The organism is Streptomyces humi (genome assembly GCF_001005085.2).
Lineage (GTDB): Bacteria > Actinomycetota > Actinomycetes > Streptomycetales > Streptomycetaceae > Streptomyces > Streptomyces humi.
Window position 1 is genome coordinate 29772 of record NZ_LBMU02000022.1, and the last position, 17318, is coordinate 47089.

12 protein-coding genes are annotated in these 17318 nt (G+C 72.3%); 5 read left to right on the top strand and 7 right to left on the bottom strand.

Annotation, left to right across the window (positions count from 1 at the left end):
* Positions 1-246 precede the first annotated feature (246 nt).
* A complete protein-coding gene (locus AAW13_RS08755) occupies positions 247-717 on the top strand; it encodes an SsgA family sporulation/cell division regulator (RefSeq protein WP_046730222.1) in 471 nt (156 codons plus the stop codon).
* Positions 718-903: 186 nt separating this feature from the next.
* On the opposite strand, the gene AAW13_RS08760 is transcribed toward AAW13_RS08755, so the two are convergent.
* The 3 genes from AAW13_RS08760 to AAW13_RS08770 form a co-directional block, all read right to left on the bottom strand.
* Positions 904-1887, bottom strand: a complete 984-nt coding sequence (locus AAW13_RS08760) for a methyltransferase domain-containing protein (RefSeq protein ID WP_046730223.1) — start codon at positions 1885-1887, stop codon at positions 904-906.
* A 149-nt stretch (positions 1888-2036) separates the two neighbouring features.
* Positions 2037-3077: a M28 family peptidase gene (locus tag AAW13_RS47380; RefSeq protein WP_046730224.1), complete on the bottom strand. Its 1041-nt coding sequence runs from the start codon at positions 3075-3077 to the stop codon at positions 2037-2039.
* Between the two features lie 682 nt (positions 3078-3759).
* Positions 3760-4386 carry a hypothetical protein gene (locus AAW13_RS08770; RefSeq protein ID WP_046730225.1) on the bottom strand — a complete coding sequence of 209 codons (627 nt, stop codon included), beginning with the start codon at positions 4384-4386 and terminating at the stop codon, positions 3760-3762.
* Positions 4387-5192: 806 nt separating this feature from the next.
* Here AAW13_RS08770 and AAW13_RS08775 point away from each other — a divergent pair.
* The gene (locus AAW13_RS08775) at positions 5193-7280 is read left to right on the top strand and encodes an AfsR/SARP family transcriptional regulator (RefSeq protein ID WP_240528572.1); all 2088 of its coding nucleotides are present in this window, start codon (positions 5193-5195) and stop codon (positions 7278-7280) included.
* Between the two features lie 113 nt (positions 7281-7393).
* Here AAW13_RS08775 and AAW13_RS08780 read toward each other — a convergent pair whose 3' ends face one another.
* Entirely contained in the window at positions 7394-7891 is a 498-nt protein-coding gene (locus tag AAW13_RS08780) for a sigma-70 family RNA polymerase sigma factor (protein WP_079178753.1), read from the bottom strand.
* 649 nt (positions 7892-8540) lie between these two features.
* On the opposite strand from AAW13_RS08780, the gene AAW13_RS08785 reads away from it, so the two are divergent.
* Positions 8541-12635, top strand: a complete 4095-nt coding sequence (locus AAW13_RS08785; RefSeq protein ID WP_046730227.1) for a discoidin domain-containing protein — start codon at positions 8541-8543, stop codon at positions 12633-12635.
* 63 nt (positions 12636-12698) lie between these two features.
* Here the strand turns inward: AAW13_RS08785 and AAW13_RS08790 are convergent, their stop codons facing one another.
* Positions 12699-13097: a 6-pyruvoyl trahydropterin synthase family protein gene (locus AAW13_RS08790; RefSeq protein ID WP_046730228.1), complete on the bottom strand. Its 399-nt coding sequence runs from the start codon at positions 13095-13097 to the stop codon at positions 12699-12701.
* 407 nt (positions 13098-13504) lie between these two features.
* Here AAW13_RS08790 and AAW13_RS47385 point away from each other — a divergent pair, with 407 nt between their 5' ends.
* Positions 13505-14239, top strand: coding sequence for a YbaB/EbfC family nucleoid-associated protein (locus tag AAW13_RS47385; RefSeq protein WP_167391696.1), 735 nt, complete (start codon positions 13505-13507; stop codon positions 14237-14239).
* Positions 14240-14680: 441 nt separating this feature from the next.
* On the top strand, positions 14681-15223 hold the full coding sequence (locus AAW13_RS08800) for a hypothetical protein (protein WP_206306177.1): 543 nt from the start codon (positions 14681-14683) through the stop codon (positions 15221-15223).
* A gap of 7 nt (positions 15224-15230) precedes the next feature.
* On the opposite strand, the gene AAW13_RS08805 is transcribed toward AAW13_RS08800, so the two are convergent.
* Positions 15231-16085: an LLM class flavin-dependent oxidoreductase gene (locus tag AAW13_RS08805; protein WP_046730229.1), complete on the bottom strand. Its 855-nt coding sequence runs from the start codon at positions 16083-16085 to the stop codon at positions 15231-15233.
* A 113-nt stretch (positions 16086-16198) separates the two neighbouring features.
* Complete coding sequence (locus AAW13_RS08810) at positions 16199-17248, bottom strand: hypothetical protein (protein ID WP_052768585.1); 1050 nt, start codon at positions 17246-17248, stop codon at positions 16199-16201.
* Positions 17249-17318 lie beyond the last annotated feature (70 nt).

A 17318-nucleotide genomic window follows, 5' to 3' on the forward strand; every position in this document is an offset into this window, starting at 1 on the left:
TCAGGGGCGACAGTCGAATGACTTAATGTTGGGCCGCCGATGGCCGCCGAGGTCCCTGCGCACCGCTTCCGGGCCGCCTCGCACGGGCTGCCCGGAGGTGGACAGCGGTCCGCCTGCCGGGCACCGGTCGTCCGCCGCACCGTCGATGACTTGGATGCCGGACGGTCAAGTTACTTATGTACGACGCCGCCGCGACGACGAGAGTAGGTCGGGCCAGCATCCGCCGGAGAGAAGGACCAACTCGTCATGAGCGGCAACCGACCCGAGCTACAGGCCCGAACGACAGGGCCGTACGACAGCCCTGAGCTGATCTTGGACATCGAGCGTGTGCTGGACGTCTCCGCCCGCCAGCCCATCAGGGCGGAGTTCCGGTTCGACCCGGAGTCCCCCCTGGTCGTGTGCGTGGAGTTCGTGATCGAGGGCGGCCCGCGTGTCATGTGGCGGATCGGTCGTGACCTCCTCCAGCAGGGGCTGTACTCGGTGAGCGGTCTCGGGGACGTCCAGATCTGGCCGTCGCACCCCGAGGACCGGGCCACCGCGCTGCTTCAGCTGGCCTCCCGGGACATGGCGGCCCTGTTCGAACTGCCCGTGCCGCCGCTGGCGGAGTGGCTGGACCACACCTACCGGTTGGTTCCCGCCGGTCACGAACTCACCGAGATCGACTGGGACGTCGCCACCGCGGACCTGCTCCAGGAGCCGGGGGCTCGGTCCGACTGACCGGGAGGGGTCGGTCAGGGCCGGAGCGCCGTCTTGTCGCGCCGCCGGGCGTGAGGGCCGTACCGCTGCCGACCGTGACAGCCGTGTCGCTGCCGGCCGTATCCCGCCGGGCGTGAGGGCCGGGTCGCCGCCGACCGTGACAGCCGTGTCGCTGCCGGCCGTGGGTGAGGCAGGCGGGCTCTCGGCTCAGTGCTCGGGGCGTCGGGCCGCGACGAGGACGGGGCCGCCCGGAACGGTCGGGAAGGTGTTCGTCTCCCCCAGCCCGAGGGCTTCGAGTTCCTCGGTCATACGGGCGGTGTCGAAGGAGTTGCCGCCGCCGCGCACCGCGGTCCACCGGCCGACGGAGCGGCGCAGCGGGTCCTCGGCGACCGGATTGGTCCCCGCGACCAGCCACGCCCCCGGCGCCAGCGCCTCGGCGAGCCGGGGCAGGGCCGCTGCCAGGGCCACCTCCGACAGGAACGGCGCCGGCAGCCAGACCAGTTGGTAGGCGTCCTTCTCCGACACGTCCACCGCGTCCCTCAGGCTCAGGGACACCCGGGCGGCCACCGCCGGGTCCGCGGCGGCCAGTTCGGCACGTCCCAGGTCCAGCGCCCGCTCCAGTACGTCGATGCCCTCCACCCTCGTACCGGGAAGGCGCTCGGCCAGCGCCAGGGCCAGCGCGCCGACGCCGGTGCCCACGTCGAGGACCCGGCTTCCCTCGGCCGCCAGCCGCTCCGCACAGCCGGCCAGTCGCGGCACGATCTTCCCGGCGAGCGCCCGCCCGGTCGCGGCGGAGGCCCGTCCCTGGTCGAGCAGCACCTCGTCGCTCTGCGCACCCCAGCCGCCTTCCGGCGTGCCCGCGCCGTCGGAGGCGGCGGCGACGGCCTGCCGCAGCGAGCTGAGCTTCGCCGCCGACGCGCTGCCCGCCGTCGCCGCGTCGGCCTGCGGGAGCGAGGGGTGGAGGACGTACCCGTCGGGGCCTCGACGGACCAGGCCCACGCTCTCCAGGACCGCGGTGCGCCGCGGATCGCGCAGGAGCACGTCGTCGAGGGGCTCCGACAGGGCCTGCCGCTGGGTGCTCACGAGCGCGGCCATGGCCCATACGGCGGCTTCCAGGACGGCCGCGGGGTCGTCACCGAGCACCAGGACGGGTCCCTCGGAGGACTCGGCGGGTTCGGGCGGTGCGGACATGGGGCCTCCGGAGCTGCACTGCTGCGACACGTGTGTCACACCTTCGCACACATAGGGTGCCACAGAAAGGTGTGAGTGGACAGGGCCGCCGGTCCTGCGCCGGTCGGGTCCCGGTTCTCCCGGCGGTCCCGTGCTCCTGCCGGGTCCGCTCATGGCACGGGGGGCCGAGGGCCGGTGTCGGACCAGGAGACGGCGGTCACCGCGGTGGCCGCGGCCACCGAGGCCAGACGCGCGTAGTCGAGGGTGTCCGGCACATCGCTCGGCCGGTGGTAGTGGGGATTGCGGAAGTTCGCGGTGTCCGTCAGCATCAGCGCGGGAATGCCGCGGTTCCAGAACGGCGCGTGGTCGCTGCGCCCCAGGTGGTTGGCGGGTGGCACGGCCAGCCCGATCAGCAGGCCCAGCGGACCGTCGGGCCGCGGGTCCCGCAGCAGCAGGGCCGGCAACGCGGTGGGTGCCGCCGCGGCGGCCCGCTGCCAGGTCCCGGCGGCCGCCGCCGAGGAACGCCGGTGCACCACGAGGGTGAAGTCGCCCCGGTGGCCGCCGGCCCGGGTCGCGGCCGACGCCTCGGGGAAGAACCTCTCGAAGCCGACCGGGAGCCGCTGGGTGCCCGGGGCGTCCGAGAAGTATCCGACCGACTCCAGGCAGATCATCCCGCGCACCTCGGGGCCGCGGCCGAGTTCGCGGGCCGCCTGACGGGCGCCGATCAGTCCGAGTTCCTCCATGTCGAACACGGCGAGGACGACACGCGGCGGGACGGGCGCCCCGGCCAGCAGCCGTGCCGTCTCCAGGACCACCGCCACCCCGGAGGCGTTGTCGTCCGCGCCCGGACTGCCACTGACACTGTCCAGATGGGCACCGACCACCACGACCGGCCCGGCGCCGGCCCCGGGCAGGGTGGCGACGAGGTTCGCGCCGCGCAGCCGCGGGTGGAGGCGGGGCTTGAGGGCGAGCGCGCGGTGACCGTGCCGGTCCGTCGCGCCGAGCTGCCAGCGCGCTTCGAACGGGCGTCGGCGTACCAGCCAGCCGGCGGCGGCCAGTTCCTCCCGGACGTACGCCTCGGCCCGCTCCATCGCCGCCGGTGCCCGGCGGCGGCTGCGCGGTCCGGCGGCGAGGAACTCCACGTGCCGGCGCAGCCGGGCGGGGTCCGGGAGGGCTTGCGAACCCGGCTGCGCCGTCGGGTCGTTCGTCATCCGGCACTCCGGTCTGCGCGGGATCAAGGTCGCCGGACAAACTAACAGGGCCGCGTGTCCCGGCAGATGTGCCGTTCCGCCCGGCCGTGTCCTTGCCACCTCGGGCGTCTCGGAGCGATTTCCCCGGCCGCCCCGTGAACCCGGCGTGCCTCCAATCCCGTTTCCCCAGAGAAGAGCCCCTGCGCCCAGGATGTTCATTGGCTGGCCTGGTCGCAGGACGGGGCGGCCGTCCTCGTGCTCTTCCCCGACATGAGGGCGGCCGCGCCACCCACACACCTTCCGGCGTCCGGGCCGCGACGCCGTGGACCGGCTCTGCGGGCGACCCTGGCGATCACACCCGCGGACCGGCACTTACCCGGACTGTGCGCGGGCGGCCCGGGGAGGACTCCGGCCACCGGTGCGGAGACGGGACCCGACCGCTCGCGGTGTGGCTGGACTCCGAGTCCCGTCGCGGCTCCGCCGCCCGCGTGTCCGACGGCAGAGCCTTCCGGCCAGGGAACGACGGCAGGGCCTTCCGGCCAGGGAACGACGGCAGGGCCTTCCGGCCAGGGAACGACGGCAGGGCCTCCCGGTCAGGGAACGACGGCAGAGCCTTGTCAGGGAATGGGTGCCGCGGGCCGGAGAGGTTCAGCACCACTTCGCGCGACGGCGGACCGGGCAGCCGGGCACCGTCCCGGGCGCCTCAGGGGTACATGGCCCGGTGGCTGCGGAAGGCGAACGCGTCGCCCGAGCTCAGGAGGGTCACGATCTGTACGCAGAACTCCCGGTACTCCGCCTCCTGTTCCTCCGGCAAGGTCACGGAGACGACCGGTTCCTGGGGCACGACAGGCAGCAGGGTGTCCAGCAGTTCCTCCGGCGGAGGCAGCAGCAGCACGTCCATGACGCGCCGGAAGAGGTCGACGAGGTCCTGCTCCGCCTGCGCCGGTTCGGCACCCGTCCGGACCTGTCCGGGCCGCTGGATCCTTCCGTTCTCGACGAACAGATCGAGGCAGGCCGTCAGGTGTCCCAGGTCGGCCGCGGCCACCTCGGTCGGGTACAGACCGGTCAGCTGGTCGCCACGCGCGCTGTACAGGGTGTAGCGCGGTTGCTCGGCCGACGGCTCGGCGGACGGCTCGACCGGATGCCACCGGGACCACACCGGCAGCTTCAGCAGTACCTGGACCCAGCTGTCGTAGGCATCCGAGATGATCCGCTCCTCGCCGGATCCGGGACCCTCGCTGTGCAGTCGGTACAGGTGGCGCAGGAGCGGTTCCTCCAGGCTCTGGAACTTCGCGAAGAACACCGGGTCGTCAGGGACCAGGACGTACACGGGTGCTCCTCCTCTCACCGGCGGTGACCGGGCCGGCGTGCGGTCGGCCGGACCGCTGTCGCGCGGCCGCGCGTGTGCACCGGACCCGGCCGGGCACCGCCCGGCCGGCGAAGACCCCTCATGAGGTGAACGGAACCGGCCCCGCCGGGGTTCACGGCCTGTTCAGAGGCGTCCGCGCCGGATCCCTCGGCACCCACGACCGGAAAGTAACCGTCTTGACAGGTGACGCAAGGACATGGGAGGGTCGCAGTGAAGTCGTCACCGGTCAAAACGGTTACTGGTTGGTGCGAGGAGGCACACATGTCGATCGCGGACCCGGTCACACCCCGACCGTCATTCGACGCATCGGGGAACCGGCCCGGGAAGAAGTGCCGAGTCAGTGGACGGATCCCGACACACGTGACCGCTGACACCCTCGTGGTGGCACCGGGCGTGACCACGAGCGGTTCCGGCCGCGGCCGGCGCACACCACCGGTCCGCCACGAAGAAGAGCGGCACGGTGGCCTCGTGTCGGCACACCCCGCAAGCCGTTCCGCCCCTTCGGAGGTTCATGACATGTCCGCTCACCTCCCGCGTACGCGGAACCCCCGTGACACCCGGCACGGGGCGTCCCTCGGGTGCGAAAACATGTCACGCGACATGGCTAAACTTCGCGGTCTTGGCAACAAGCTCCTCGGCAGGACACGGCCTGGCCCCCCACCGCTGCTGTGACAGCAGACCGGACGGGCAACCAGCAGCACCAGATGAGAAACAGCGAGGCCAGCCGCGAGATGGACGCGACAGTGCGCTACTCAATCCTCGGAACCGTGCGCGCGATACGCGGGGACACCGAGATCGATCTGGGTCCCCCGAAACGACTCGCCCTGCTCGCCCTGCTGCTGCTGCGCGCCCCCGGCCCGCTCACCCTGAGCGAAGCGGTGGACATCCTCTGGGACGACGAACCCCCCACCAGTGCCGTCAACGTGGTGCACCGGCACATCGGCGCGCTGCGCAGAACGCTCGAACCGGAGCTGCGCAGCCGGACCAACGCGGCACATCTCGTCCGGGCCGCCGACGGGTACCGCCTGCTGGTCGACACCTCGACCTCGGACCTGCTGCGCTTTCGCGACCTGCGGGCCCAGGCGCAGCTCGCGGTCAAGGGCGGTGCCCCGGCACAGGCCGCGCAGGACTTCGTGGAGGCACTGCGGCTGTGGCGCGGGCCCGTCGTGGCCGCCGGTACCTCGGTGGCACGGCACCCGGTCTTCACCTCGGTCGGCCACGAGTTCGTCGCGACGGTGAAGGAGGCCGCCGACGCCGTCCTGACCGCGGCCCCCGCCCTGACCGAGGAGGTGCTGGCGGTGCTGCGGCACGCCGTGGAGAGCCACCCGTTCGACGAGGCCCTGCACTCCCGGTTAATCGGCGCGCTGGCCGTCACCGGCCGACCGGCCGAAGCCCTGCGGCAGTTCGAGAACATCCGTGGCGCGCTCGCCGAGGAGCTGGGTGTCGAGCCCGGCCCCGAACTCCGCGCCGCCCAGCAGCATCTGCTCCAGCGCAGGGTGGCCCGGGACCCGGCCGGCGCGGCATCCCGTGCCGGGGACGCCGGCCGGCCCGCCCAGCTGCCCGCGGACTGCCTCTCCTTCACCGGCCGCCAGCAGGCGCTGAGCCAGTGCCTGGAACTGCTGCCGCTGAAGGGCGAGTGCCAGCCGCCCACGATGACCGCGGCGATCTGCGGCATGGCAGGCGTCGGCAAGACGACACTGGCCGTGCACTGGGGCCATCTGGTCGCCGACCACTTCCCCGACGGACAGATCTACGTCGACCTCCAGGGCCACCACACCTCCCGCGCCCCGCTCGAACCGGCCGAGGCCATCACCGAGGTGCTGGACGCGCTGGGTGTGAAGAGCGACCGTGCGCACCCGAGCGCCGCCGCGCTCGCCGCCGCCTACCGCACCGCGCTGGACGGGCGCCGGCTGCTGCTCGTCCTGGACGACGCCGAGGACTGCGAACAGGTACGGCCCCTGCTGCCCGCCGCTCCGGGCTCTCTCGCCGTCGTCACGAGCCGGCGGCACATGGAGGGACTCGCCGTCACGGACAACGCCCGGATCATCACCCTGGAGCCCATGAGCCGTGAGGAGGGGCTCGAACTGCTCGACCGGCGCCTCGGCACCGACCGGATCAGAGCCGAGTACGCCGCCGCGGTCGAGATCGTGGAGCTGTGCGGCGGGCTGCCGCTGGCGCTCGCGGTCGCCGCCACCCGCACACTGCTCCAGCCCCACTTCCCCCTGGCCTCGCTCGCGGCCAGGCTCAAGGACACCGACGACTGTCTCGACGCCCTGTCCGGCCGCGACGCCCGCACCGACCTCCGCAGTTCGTTCCACAGTTCCTACGAAGCACTGAGCAGCAGCGCCGCCCGCCTGTTCCGGCTGCTCAGCCTGCACCTCTCGCGCGAGGTCACCGTGCCTGCCGCCGCCAGCCTGGCAGGCACCGACCTGCGCAGGACCCGGCAGGACGTGGCCGAGCTGATGGACCACTGTCTGCTCGTCGAACTGGCCGCGGGCAGGTACACATGTCATGAACTGCTGCGCACCTACGCGCGGGAGCTGAGCTCGCTCCTCGACGCGCCGACGGTACGGTCGGAGGCGCTGTCCCGGATGTTCGAGCACTATCTCTACAGCGCCGACGCCGCCACCGCGTTGCTCGCTCCGCACCGCTCCACCGTGATCCTGCCGCCGCCGAGGCCGGGTGTGCGGCCCCAGCGGTTCGGCGGCCGCGCGGACGCCGCCGAGTGGATCGTGGCCGAGCAGTATCTGCTGCCGGAACTGGTCCGCTCCATCAGCCACCATCCCCGCGGCGAGACGTTCCGGCGCCGGCTGACCTCGGCGCTGGAGACCTGTCTGGAATCGACCGGCTTCTGAAACCGGACGGCGCCGGGGAGCGGACGGGTTCCGCCCGGCGGAACCCTGGCTCAGCCCCGCCGTCCTCCGGCATGAGGGCGGCACCTCCGGGGGCGGCGGCCGGCGGTACCCCGTCAGGCGGCCTCCGGCCGGGCCGCGTTGCGCAGTTTGCGCAGCGCGTTGTGCTGGCGGCTCTTGACGGTGCCCGCGGGCACCCCGAGGATGCCGGCGGTCTCCTGGATGCTGCGGTCGCACAGGTATATGTGGACCAGCACGGCACGGTGCTCGGGCGACAGCTGGCGCAACAGGGGCCGGACCACCAGGGCGTGGTGCACCGCCTCCGTGCTGTCGGCGCCCAGAACCGGGTCGCTGTAGCTGACTCCGACGACCTCCCGGCGCGCGTGGGGCTTGCGGACCCAGTCGATGACCAGGTGCCGGGTCACGGTGAAGAGCCAGCCGCGTACCGAGCCCTCCATCCCGAGCAGCCGGTCGATGTTCCGCCAGGCACGGATGATCGTCTCCTGGACGATGTCCTCGGCGAGTCCGTGGTCACCCAGCATCTTCTCGGCGTACGAGACAAGACCGTCCCGGTGTTCCCTCATGATCGTGCCGAGCAGATCGGATCGGGACATGGCTGTGAGGGGCGTAGCCATAGTGTTCTGGACCATCCTGGTTCTCTTCGAGCGGCGACCGGAGGCCGGATGCAACCTCCGCGCTCGCACTGTAGGCAGCGCCGGGTGCCGGAATAATGCTGCATTTGTGTCGCCCGAGTGCCGTGCCCCGGACCGGCGAGCACACATGTCCCAGAACCGGTCGCGGGCAACCGGGAGACCCCGCCCCAACAGGGATTTACCGGCCCGCCGCACCGATTCCCCGTGACAGCAGGGCCCAAACGACCACGGGGATGTGAGTTGTATGTCACCCGCGTCGAGCCGCCTTGCCCTACCCGTCGGCGCTCGTTCCAAAGAGAACACATGTGACGACCGCGAGGCAAGGAGGTAGTCGTCACGGCGCCCCGGAAGACATCCTGGTCGTGTTGGCACGTTTCTCATTCGGCAGGAGCTCCGCCGGCACAGGTGTGCGAGGGACGCCTTGTCCCGTCCGTCGGGCACCGGCGGTTCCGCGGCGTCGGACGCCCGTCCCGTCATTCACCGTCGTCATGAGCCTTGACAGGAAAGTGTTCGCCGCAACAGCCTATGGCAACGTTGTCAGATCGCGGGGCGTCCGTGTCCGGCAATGCACCGCTCCCGACCCACCCGCCTGTGATTGGACGACTCATCCATGGCCGATCAGCCGAGTCCATCGCACCTCCCCTCCCGGCGTGCCGTCGTCGCCACCGGTTCGACCCTGCTGGCCGGGTTCGGCCTCGGCACGGTGCTCGCCCCGGTGGCCGGCGCGGCCGAACGCACCGCGGACCCGACGGGCGCCGGCTCCTCCCCCGCCGCGGGCGAGCTCGCCGCCTACCGCCCGGTGCGGGTCTCCTCGCAGGCCTACGCGCCCACTCCCGCGGAGTTCGCGGTGGACGCGGTGCCGGTACCCGGCGTACGCGGCACCGGCTGGCGTGCCGAGGCCGGCGACCCGCAGTGGATCTCGGTCGACCTGGAGGCGGACTGCCGCGTCGACCGGATCCGGCTGACCTTCGAAGCCGCGGCGGGCGACCCGGTGTTCACCCCTCCGAGCAGTGGAAACCCGCGCCAGGGAACCACCGGCGCGGAGCTGCTCTCCAGCTACGCGACCGAGTTCGTCGTCGAGACGTCCCGTGACATGCGCACCTGGGGCAGCGTGTACCGCAGCACAGCCGGCACCGGCGGTGTGGTGGACATCCCGCTGGCCGAGCCGGTCGCGGCCCGCTGGGTCCGGATGACGGCCCTGCGGCGCTCGGACGCGAACCCGCTCGGCCTCAACGGCTTCGAGGTGTACGGCACCGCCCCCGCCCACCGCCCGAAGGCCACCGGCTGGACCGACTGGGGCACCCGTCACGCCGGCGCCCCCGCCCTGGCCTTCGCCGCCGACGGCACGGTGCCGCTGGAGTCGGGCTGGACGCTCACCCTGGACGACTGGGCGGACGGCGACGGCGCGGCGCTGTCGAGGGCCGGCGCGGACACCGGCCGCCGGCTGCCCGCGACCGTGCCCGGCACCGTGCTGGGCTCCCTCGTGGACCAGGGCCACCTGCCCGACCCCGTGGCGGGACTGAACAACCTGCGCATCCCCGAGGCTCTTTCCCGGCACTCCTGGTGGTATCGGCGGGAGTTCGAGGTGCCCCGCGGTCTGCGCACCGGCGCGGGGCGGCACGTCTGGCTGGAGTTCGACGGCGTCAACCACAAGGCCGAGATCTGGCTCAACGGACACGGAGTGGGCGAAGTGACGTTTCCCTTCGCCCGCTCCGTCATCGACGTCAGCGCGTTCCTGGCCACGAAGGGCGGCAACGCGCTCGCCGTGCGGGTCTCCCCCATGCCGGTGCCCGGCAGCCCCGGTGACAAGGGTCCCGCGGGTGAGTCCTGGGTGGACGCGGGCGCCGACACGATGAACCGCAACTCGCCGACGTACCTGGCGTCCTCGGGCTGGGACTGGATGCCGGCCGTCCGTGACCGGGCGGCGGGGATCTGGAACCACGTCCGGCTGAGATCGACCGGGCACATCGTGATCGGCGACCCGCGCGTGGACACCGTGCTGCCGAAGCTGCCTGACCTGTCGGTGGCCGAACTGACCGTCACCGTCCCGGTGCGCAACGCCGACTCCGCCGACCACGAGGCCACCGTCACCGCCGCTTTCGGTGAGGTGCGGGTCTCCCGTACGGTCACCGTCGCGGCCGGCGCGGACGTGGATGTCGTCTTCTCCCCCGACGCGTTCGGCGCCCTGCGGGTGCGCGGCCCCGAGCTGTGGTGGCCCAACGGACTGGGCGAGCCCGCCCTGCACGACCTCACGCTGACGGCGGTGAGCGGCGGCTCCGAGAGCGACCGGCGCACCACCCGGTTCGGCATCCGGCAGTTCGGCTACGAGTACGACACCCCGCTGGCGTTCACCCCGTCCTCGGACGCGTACACGCAGACCGTGCGGTTCGACGCCCGGCAGGCCCGCCACGTCCGCGTGCGCTGCCTGACCCGGGCCACCGGCTGGGGCAGTTCGCTGTGGGCGCTGTCCGTGTTCGACAGCGCCCGGCCGGGCACCGACCTCGCCCTGCGCGCTCCGGCCGAGGCGTCCAGCACCGACGAGGACGACCACGGGCCGGCCAACGTCACCGACGGCGACCCGGGCACCCGCTGGTCCTCCGCCTACGAGGACGACCAGTGGATACGTGTCGACCTCGGCTCGGTGCAGTCCCTCGACCGGGTCGACCTGGTGTGGGAGCAGGCCTACGCGCGTACGTTCGTCGTGCAGGTCTCCGCGGACGGCGAGCAGTGGACGGACGCCGCCTCGGTCGACAACACGGCCGTGCCGCTGCCGTTCAACAGCGGCGACGCGAGTCTGCGGGTGACCGACTTCGAGGCCCGCACGGCCCGTTACGTCCGTCTGTCCTGCGGCATCCGCAACACCAGCTGGGGCACCTCACTGTGGTCGCTGGCGGTCGTGGACAGCGCCGAGCCGGGCACCGACCTGGCCCTGCGCCGGACGGCCACCGCCTCCAGCACGGAGGACGGCCACCCGGCCGCGCACGCCACCGACGGCGACCCGAACACCCGCTGGTCCTCCGCCTACGAGGATCACCAGTGGATCCAGGTGGACCTCGGTACCGCCCGGCGCTTCGACCGGGTGGCCGTCGTCTGGGAGCAGGCGTACCCGAAGACGTACACGGTCCAGGTCTCCGACGACGGTGACACCTGGGCCGATGTCACGACCGTCTCCAACACCCCCGACCCGCTGAAGATCAGCGTCAACGGGGTACGGGTGCTGGTGCGCGGCGGCAACTGGGGCTGGGACGAACTGCTGCGCCGGATGCCCGCCGAGCGCATGGACGCGGCCGTACGCATGCACCGCGCCATGAACTTCACGATGATCCGCAACTGGGTGGGCAGCAGCAACCGCGAGGAGTTCTACGCCGCCTGCGACGAGCACGGCATCCTGGTGTGGAACGACTTCCCCAACGCCTGGGGCATGGACCCGCCGGACCACGAGGCGTTCCTGTCCGTCGCCCGCGACACCGTGCTGCGCTACCGCATCCACCCGAGCGTGGCGGTGTGGTGCGGGGCCAACGAGGGCAACCCGCCGGCGGCGGTCGACGACGGTATGCGCAGGGCGGTGCAGAGCCAGGTGCCCGGGGTGCTCTACCAGAACAACTCGGCGGGCGGGATCGTCACCGGCGGCGGCCCCTACGGCTGGGTGGAGCCGGAGCGCTACTTCGACCCGTCGACGTACGGCAGCAAGGACTTCGGCTTCCACACCGAGATCGGGATGCCCGTGGTCTCCACCGCCGAGAGCACCCGGGCCATGGTCGGCTCCGACGGGCCGGAGTGGCCGGTCGGCGGCGCCTGGTACCACCACGACTGGAGCGAGCACGGCAACCAGGCGCCGCAGAACTACCAGGCCGCAGTCGAGAGCCGGCTGGGTGCCGCCCGCGACCTGGACGACTTCACCCGCAAGGCGCAGTTCGTCAACTACGAGAACTTCCGGGCCATGTTCGAGGCGTGGAACGCCAACCTGTGGGACAACGCCAGCGGGCTGATGCTGTGGATGTCCCACCCGGCCTGGCACAGCACGGTCTGGCAGACCTACGACTACGACTTCGACGTCAACGGTGCCTATTTCGGCTGCCGCACGGCCTGCGAACCGCTGCACGTCCAGGCCGACCCGGTGAAGTGGGAGGTCATCGCGGTCAACCACACCCGTACGGCGCTCAGCGGGGCGACGGTCAGCGCGGAGACGTACGACCTGTCCGGGCGACGGCTCGAAGTCACCCGGCGCACACGCGTGGACGTGGCGCCCGCGGCCTCGGCGGTGGCGTTCGGCGCGGCCCCCGCGGACGATTTGCCGGACCTGCACCTGCTGCGGCTGGCCCTGACGGACGGGCGGGGACGGGTGCTGTCGCGCAACACCTACTGGCGCTGCCGCACCCCCGAGGCGCTGCGCGCCCTCAACCAGGTCCGGCAGACGAGGCTGTCGGCCTCCCTCAGCGGGGTGACGCACGACGGGAACAGGCGGGCCGCCACCGCCACGGTCCGCAACCGGGGCTCCATGGTCGCCGCGATGGTCCGGCTCTCCCTGCTCGACGAGGACGGCGGCCGGGTCCTGCCGACGCTCTACGACGACAACTACCTGTGGCTGCTGCCCGGTGAGACCCGCACGGTGGCCCTCGCGTGGCCCGCCTCCGCGCTGTCCTCGGGGCGGCCGCGGCTGCGGGCCGAGGGGTACAACGCTCCCCCCGTGACGGTGCGCGGCTGAGCGGTTCCGCGAGGGCCCGGAGCCCGTGCCGCCGGGTCGGCGGCACGGGCTCCGGTACGTGTGTCAGACGTCGCGTTCGTAGCCGGCCCAGGCGATGTGCGACTCGTGCAGCGTCACGGCCACCTGGCGGATGCCGCGGGCACCCTCGCCGAGCGTCCCCGCGTGGATCGCCTCGACCAGGCGGTCGGCGATCACCTTGGCCAGGTACTCCGTGGAGGTGTTGATCTGGTCGAACTGCTTCTCGTCGTCGAGGTTGCGGTAGTTGAACTCACCGATCACCTTGCCGAGTTCCGAGGTGGCCAGGCCGATGTCGACGACGATGTTGTCGTCGTCCAGCTCGGGCCGCCGGAAGGTCGCGTCCACCACGAACGTCGCCCCGTGCAGCCGCTGGGCCGGGCCGAAGACCTCTCCGCGGAAGCTGTGGGCGACCATCATGTGGTCACGTACCGTGATGCTGAACAAGGATCCTCCAGGTGGGGGCGGACCGGCGCGTCGGACGTCCACGGGGCTCCGGCGCGGTCCGGCTCGGGATCGCCCCCGCCGCCGCGGACACACTTCCGTCCCGGTACGCGGTGGCGGGGAGCTCGGCACGGAGCATACCCGGCTCGCGTGTGACGGGTCCGCGTGTGACGGGCCCGTCTGCCGCCGGAACGCCGGGGGCGGTGCCGTCCTGGTCCGGTGTGAACCAAGTGTGCCCTCCGATCGTGTCCTTCATGTACCGGAAAAGGTTTCGGTCCGAGTGCGCTTCCCGCGGACGCGGAGACGGCTCGAGCGGGCGCGCGGGCGCCGTGGAGGTGCCCGGAGCGGCGGGCTGTGCGGCCGTCCCGAGGCCGAACCGCCCACGGGTGGTTCGGCGGCAGAGGAGGACGATGAACACACCACCGGGAAGTCGTCTGGAAAAAGCCCTTGCCGACTTCGCCGAGCAGCACGGGGCCCTGGCCAGGGCCCGGGAACAGATGAGGGCGCTGTCGGTGACGGCACGTTCCAGGGACGGCGTCGTGGAGGTCACGGTGGATGCCCACGGTCGCGCCGCCGGCATCAGTTTCGTCGACAAGCGGTTCCGCGAGATGCGGGCCCCGAGCCTCGGCGACAGCGTCCTGGAGGCTCTGACGACGGCCCGTGCCGAGGTCGCGGCTCGCGCCACCGCCGTGATGATGGCCTCGAACTTCCGGCTTCCGCAGGCCACGGAGCCCGTGCACCGGGACGAAGCGGTCACGGCCGACACGGTCCGGGAGGCCTCGCCGGTGTGCTGGCGCCGGCTGGTGCGCGAGGCCCGTGCGGTGGCCTCCGGCCGGGTGCCCGTGCTGGATCCCGGTGAGGTGCGGGCGGACGGCGCGGTGGGTGCGCGGGAGACGGCCGCGGGCGCCCCGGAGCCCCTGTGGTCGCGACCGCAGGGCCCGCTCTGGGGCCGTGGCCGCCCCGGTACGCGGTCCGGCACGGCGCACGCTCCCCTGCCGACGGAGCTGCGGAACGCGGTCATGGCACTGCGGGAGTCCGTGTGCGGCGCTGTGAACGACTCCTGCCGTCCCCCGGTGTGCGGGTCCGCGGGCGCGGTGGAACGACCGGTCAGGGACACCGGACAGGTCGGCGACGCGCGAACATAAACACGTGTGCCTATTTGGATGAAGACATCCTACAGTGAAATGTGTTGGCGGGGCGTGCGGAAGGTGTGCGTCCGTATATGTCGACGCTCGTGGAGGTCCGCGGGGGCGGTCGGCGCCGTCCAGCCGTTGCCCGGGGCTGCGGTTCCCAAGGCATCCCCGTGCGCTTGGGGGCGGACCGCATCGGTCCACAAAGGGCGGGCGAAACGGTTCCCCGACACACTTACCGGGCAGTATGTTCGAGGGGAGTCCCGGGCGGGTGACGTCGTCGGCCCCCCGAAAGGTGGAAGAAAAGCCAGCGCACCCCGCATGCGCAGGCACCTCAGCGCTTATCGTGAAGAGTGAACATGCCCGACGAACCGTCTGGCGTCGACACTTATCAGCACGGGACCCTCGGCGTGGGTACCATGCGCAACGTCATCCATATCGAGGGAGTGAACGGTTGTGACCAGCCAGTCAGCCGCCACGCTCCGGTCGCGGTACGTGGAACAAGCCGCGTCGGACCTGGAGGAGAACCGCCGACGACAGCAGGAGCTGACGGAGCGGATCACGGTGTTGAAGCAGGAGGAAGCCCTTCTCGCGGACATCCTGAACCTCGCCGAGCGGTACGAGGGCTTCGCGGACGCGTCCCGCCTGCCCGAGCAGTTGCAGGACGAGCCGGTCGTGGCGAAGCCGAAGAAGGCCGCCACCACCGCCGCCGCACGGCGCTCGGCGACAGCCGCGAACACACCGGCCAGCACCTCGGCGAAGGCCGGCGCGAAGGGGAAGTCGCGTCAGCCTCTGCTCGGTGACCTGCTCGCGGACCTGCTCGGCAAGTACGAGGAGCCGCGCCTGGCGAAGGAGTTGCGGGACGAGCTCATGCAGAAGTTCCCGGACCGCAAGCCCACGCCGCAGGTGGTGCGGAACACCCTTGAGTCCCTGGTCGCCAAGGGACGTATCAGGCGGCACAAGCAGCAGCGATCTGTCATGTACACAGTGATCAAGTAGACCGCGGCTACAGGACCGCGTCCGCCAGCCGTGCCACCTCGTCGGGATCGTCCACGGTCGGGTTCAACATGAGTTCGTCGACGCCGAGTTCCTCGAAGGCCTTGACCGTGGCGCGCACGGCGGCGACCGTGCCGCTGGTCTCGGCGGCCCTCGCCCGGGCCCCCTCCGGTCCGGCAGGACGGTAGTAGTCGTACACGTTGGCCCGGCCGCGGTCCTCGTCACCCAGGGCGAAGTAGGCGAGCGCCACGAGGTAGGGCGCACCCTCGCGGCCGGCCGCCCGCCAGGCGGCCCGCGCACGGTCGAAGGCCGGGCCGACGGCCGCGGGCGGAGCCGACGGGCCGATGTATCCACGGCCGGCCCTGGCGACCCGCTCGAAGGACGCCTGCGCCATCCCGCCGAAGAGCAGGGGCACCTCGCGGGTACCCGCGGGCACGGCCGGGTTCTCGCAGCCGGGCGGCACCTCGCCGCGCCAGACGCTGCGGTAGGTCTCGATGTCCCGGTCCAGCCGCTTCCCGGTGCCCCGCGGGCCGAGGCCGTCCACCACGAAGTCGTCCGGCCGGCCGCCCAGTCCGAGGCCGAGCGTGAGCCGTCCGCCGGATACCGCGTCGATGCCCGCGACCTCCTTGGCCAGCAGGACCGGCGGCCAGACCGGGGCCAGCAGCAGCGTGCTGATCAGGCCGATCCCGCGGGTGGCCCCCGCCGCCGCGGCCAGGGCGACGGTGTCCATGAGACCGGGGTAGGCGATGCGGCCGAGCGAGCCGAGGGAGCTGAACCCGGCGTCCTCCGCCGCCCTGGCCCAGGCCGGGACGGTGTCGGGCCGGACGTCGCGGACCTGGTTGGGGAGCCCGATACCGATCTTCACTGGCGTGCCTTCTCCTGACGACGGACCGCGGGCACGTTCCGTCGTGCCCGGGGCTTCCTGCGTTCCCCCCTCCCTTCACGGTCGGGCGGGGGAAAAAGGTTCACCCGGAGTCGTCAGGGCGCCCGGAGGAGCAACCGACGGTCGATCACGCGACGGGTGTTGCCGTACGACGTCCGGCCGGCGAGCCCGCGCAGTTCCGCCGTCGCGGCGGAGCTGCCGAGGCACCCCAGTGCGACCACGGCCGCGTTGGCGACCCGCGCACTGCGCGGCCCACCGCCCTGTGGTGCCGTGTAGGTGCAGGTGTCGACGAGGCGACCCAGTTCCGACACCGTCTCCGCGTCCGGCCCCGTCAGGGGGAGCAGCATCACGAGGCCACGCAGGAAGTCCGCGTTGAAGGGGTCGAGCTGCTGGTCGACCGCGCCCCAGGCGGCGGTCTCCGTCCTGGCCGGCGGGCGGGGTCTCGCCTGCCCCACCAGCGGCAGCCAGGACAGGACGGTCCGGCGCACCTCCCCCTCGCCGGCCTGATCGAGCAGTTCGCGGGCCGTCCGGTCCCACGTCTCCGTGGGCGTGCCGGCCCGCGCGGTCCCGGCGTGGACCACCAGGGCGTGCCATGCGGCGCCGCGCCCGGCCAGGTCGGCCAGTGCCGCGTCCGCCCACCGCTCCCCCACGTTGAGCAGGGGCTGGGTCAGCCGGGCGGCGAGGGCCGCCCAGCCGGGGTCGCGGGTCAGCCGGGCGGAGCGGCGCACCGTGGCCACGACCGGGGCGGGCAGGGTACGGCCGGTGGCGAGTTCGGTACGGGCGAGGTGGAGCAGGGCGTGGTCCTTGACGGCCCAGCGGTTGTCGAGCGCCAGGACCGCTTCCCGGCGCTCGGCGGCCAGCACGTCGGTGGCGCTGTCCCGGCCCAGAACCGCCGCGAGGTGCAACAGCCCCAGCCGGAGCCCCGATCCGGGAGGTGCCTGCCGGTACCGGCCGGGAAGCGCCCCCAGCAGGGCCTCGCGTGTCCCGGCGGGCTGCCCGGCCAGGTACTGCACCATCCCGCCCCACACGGTCAGCAGGTCACCGGCGCTCGCCTCGTACGCGGCCACCGCCACGTCCAGGACGGACCGGGGCACGCCACTGCGCAGGGCGGCATCCGCCCGGTGCCGATAACTCAGTCCGGCCATCCGTCCTTCTCCACGAGGCAGATGTGAGTCGTTCACTCACATGTGTTTCGATCCTACCCATCCAGAACGA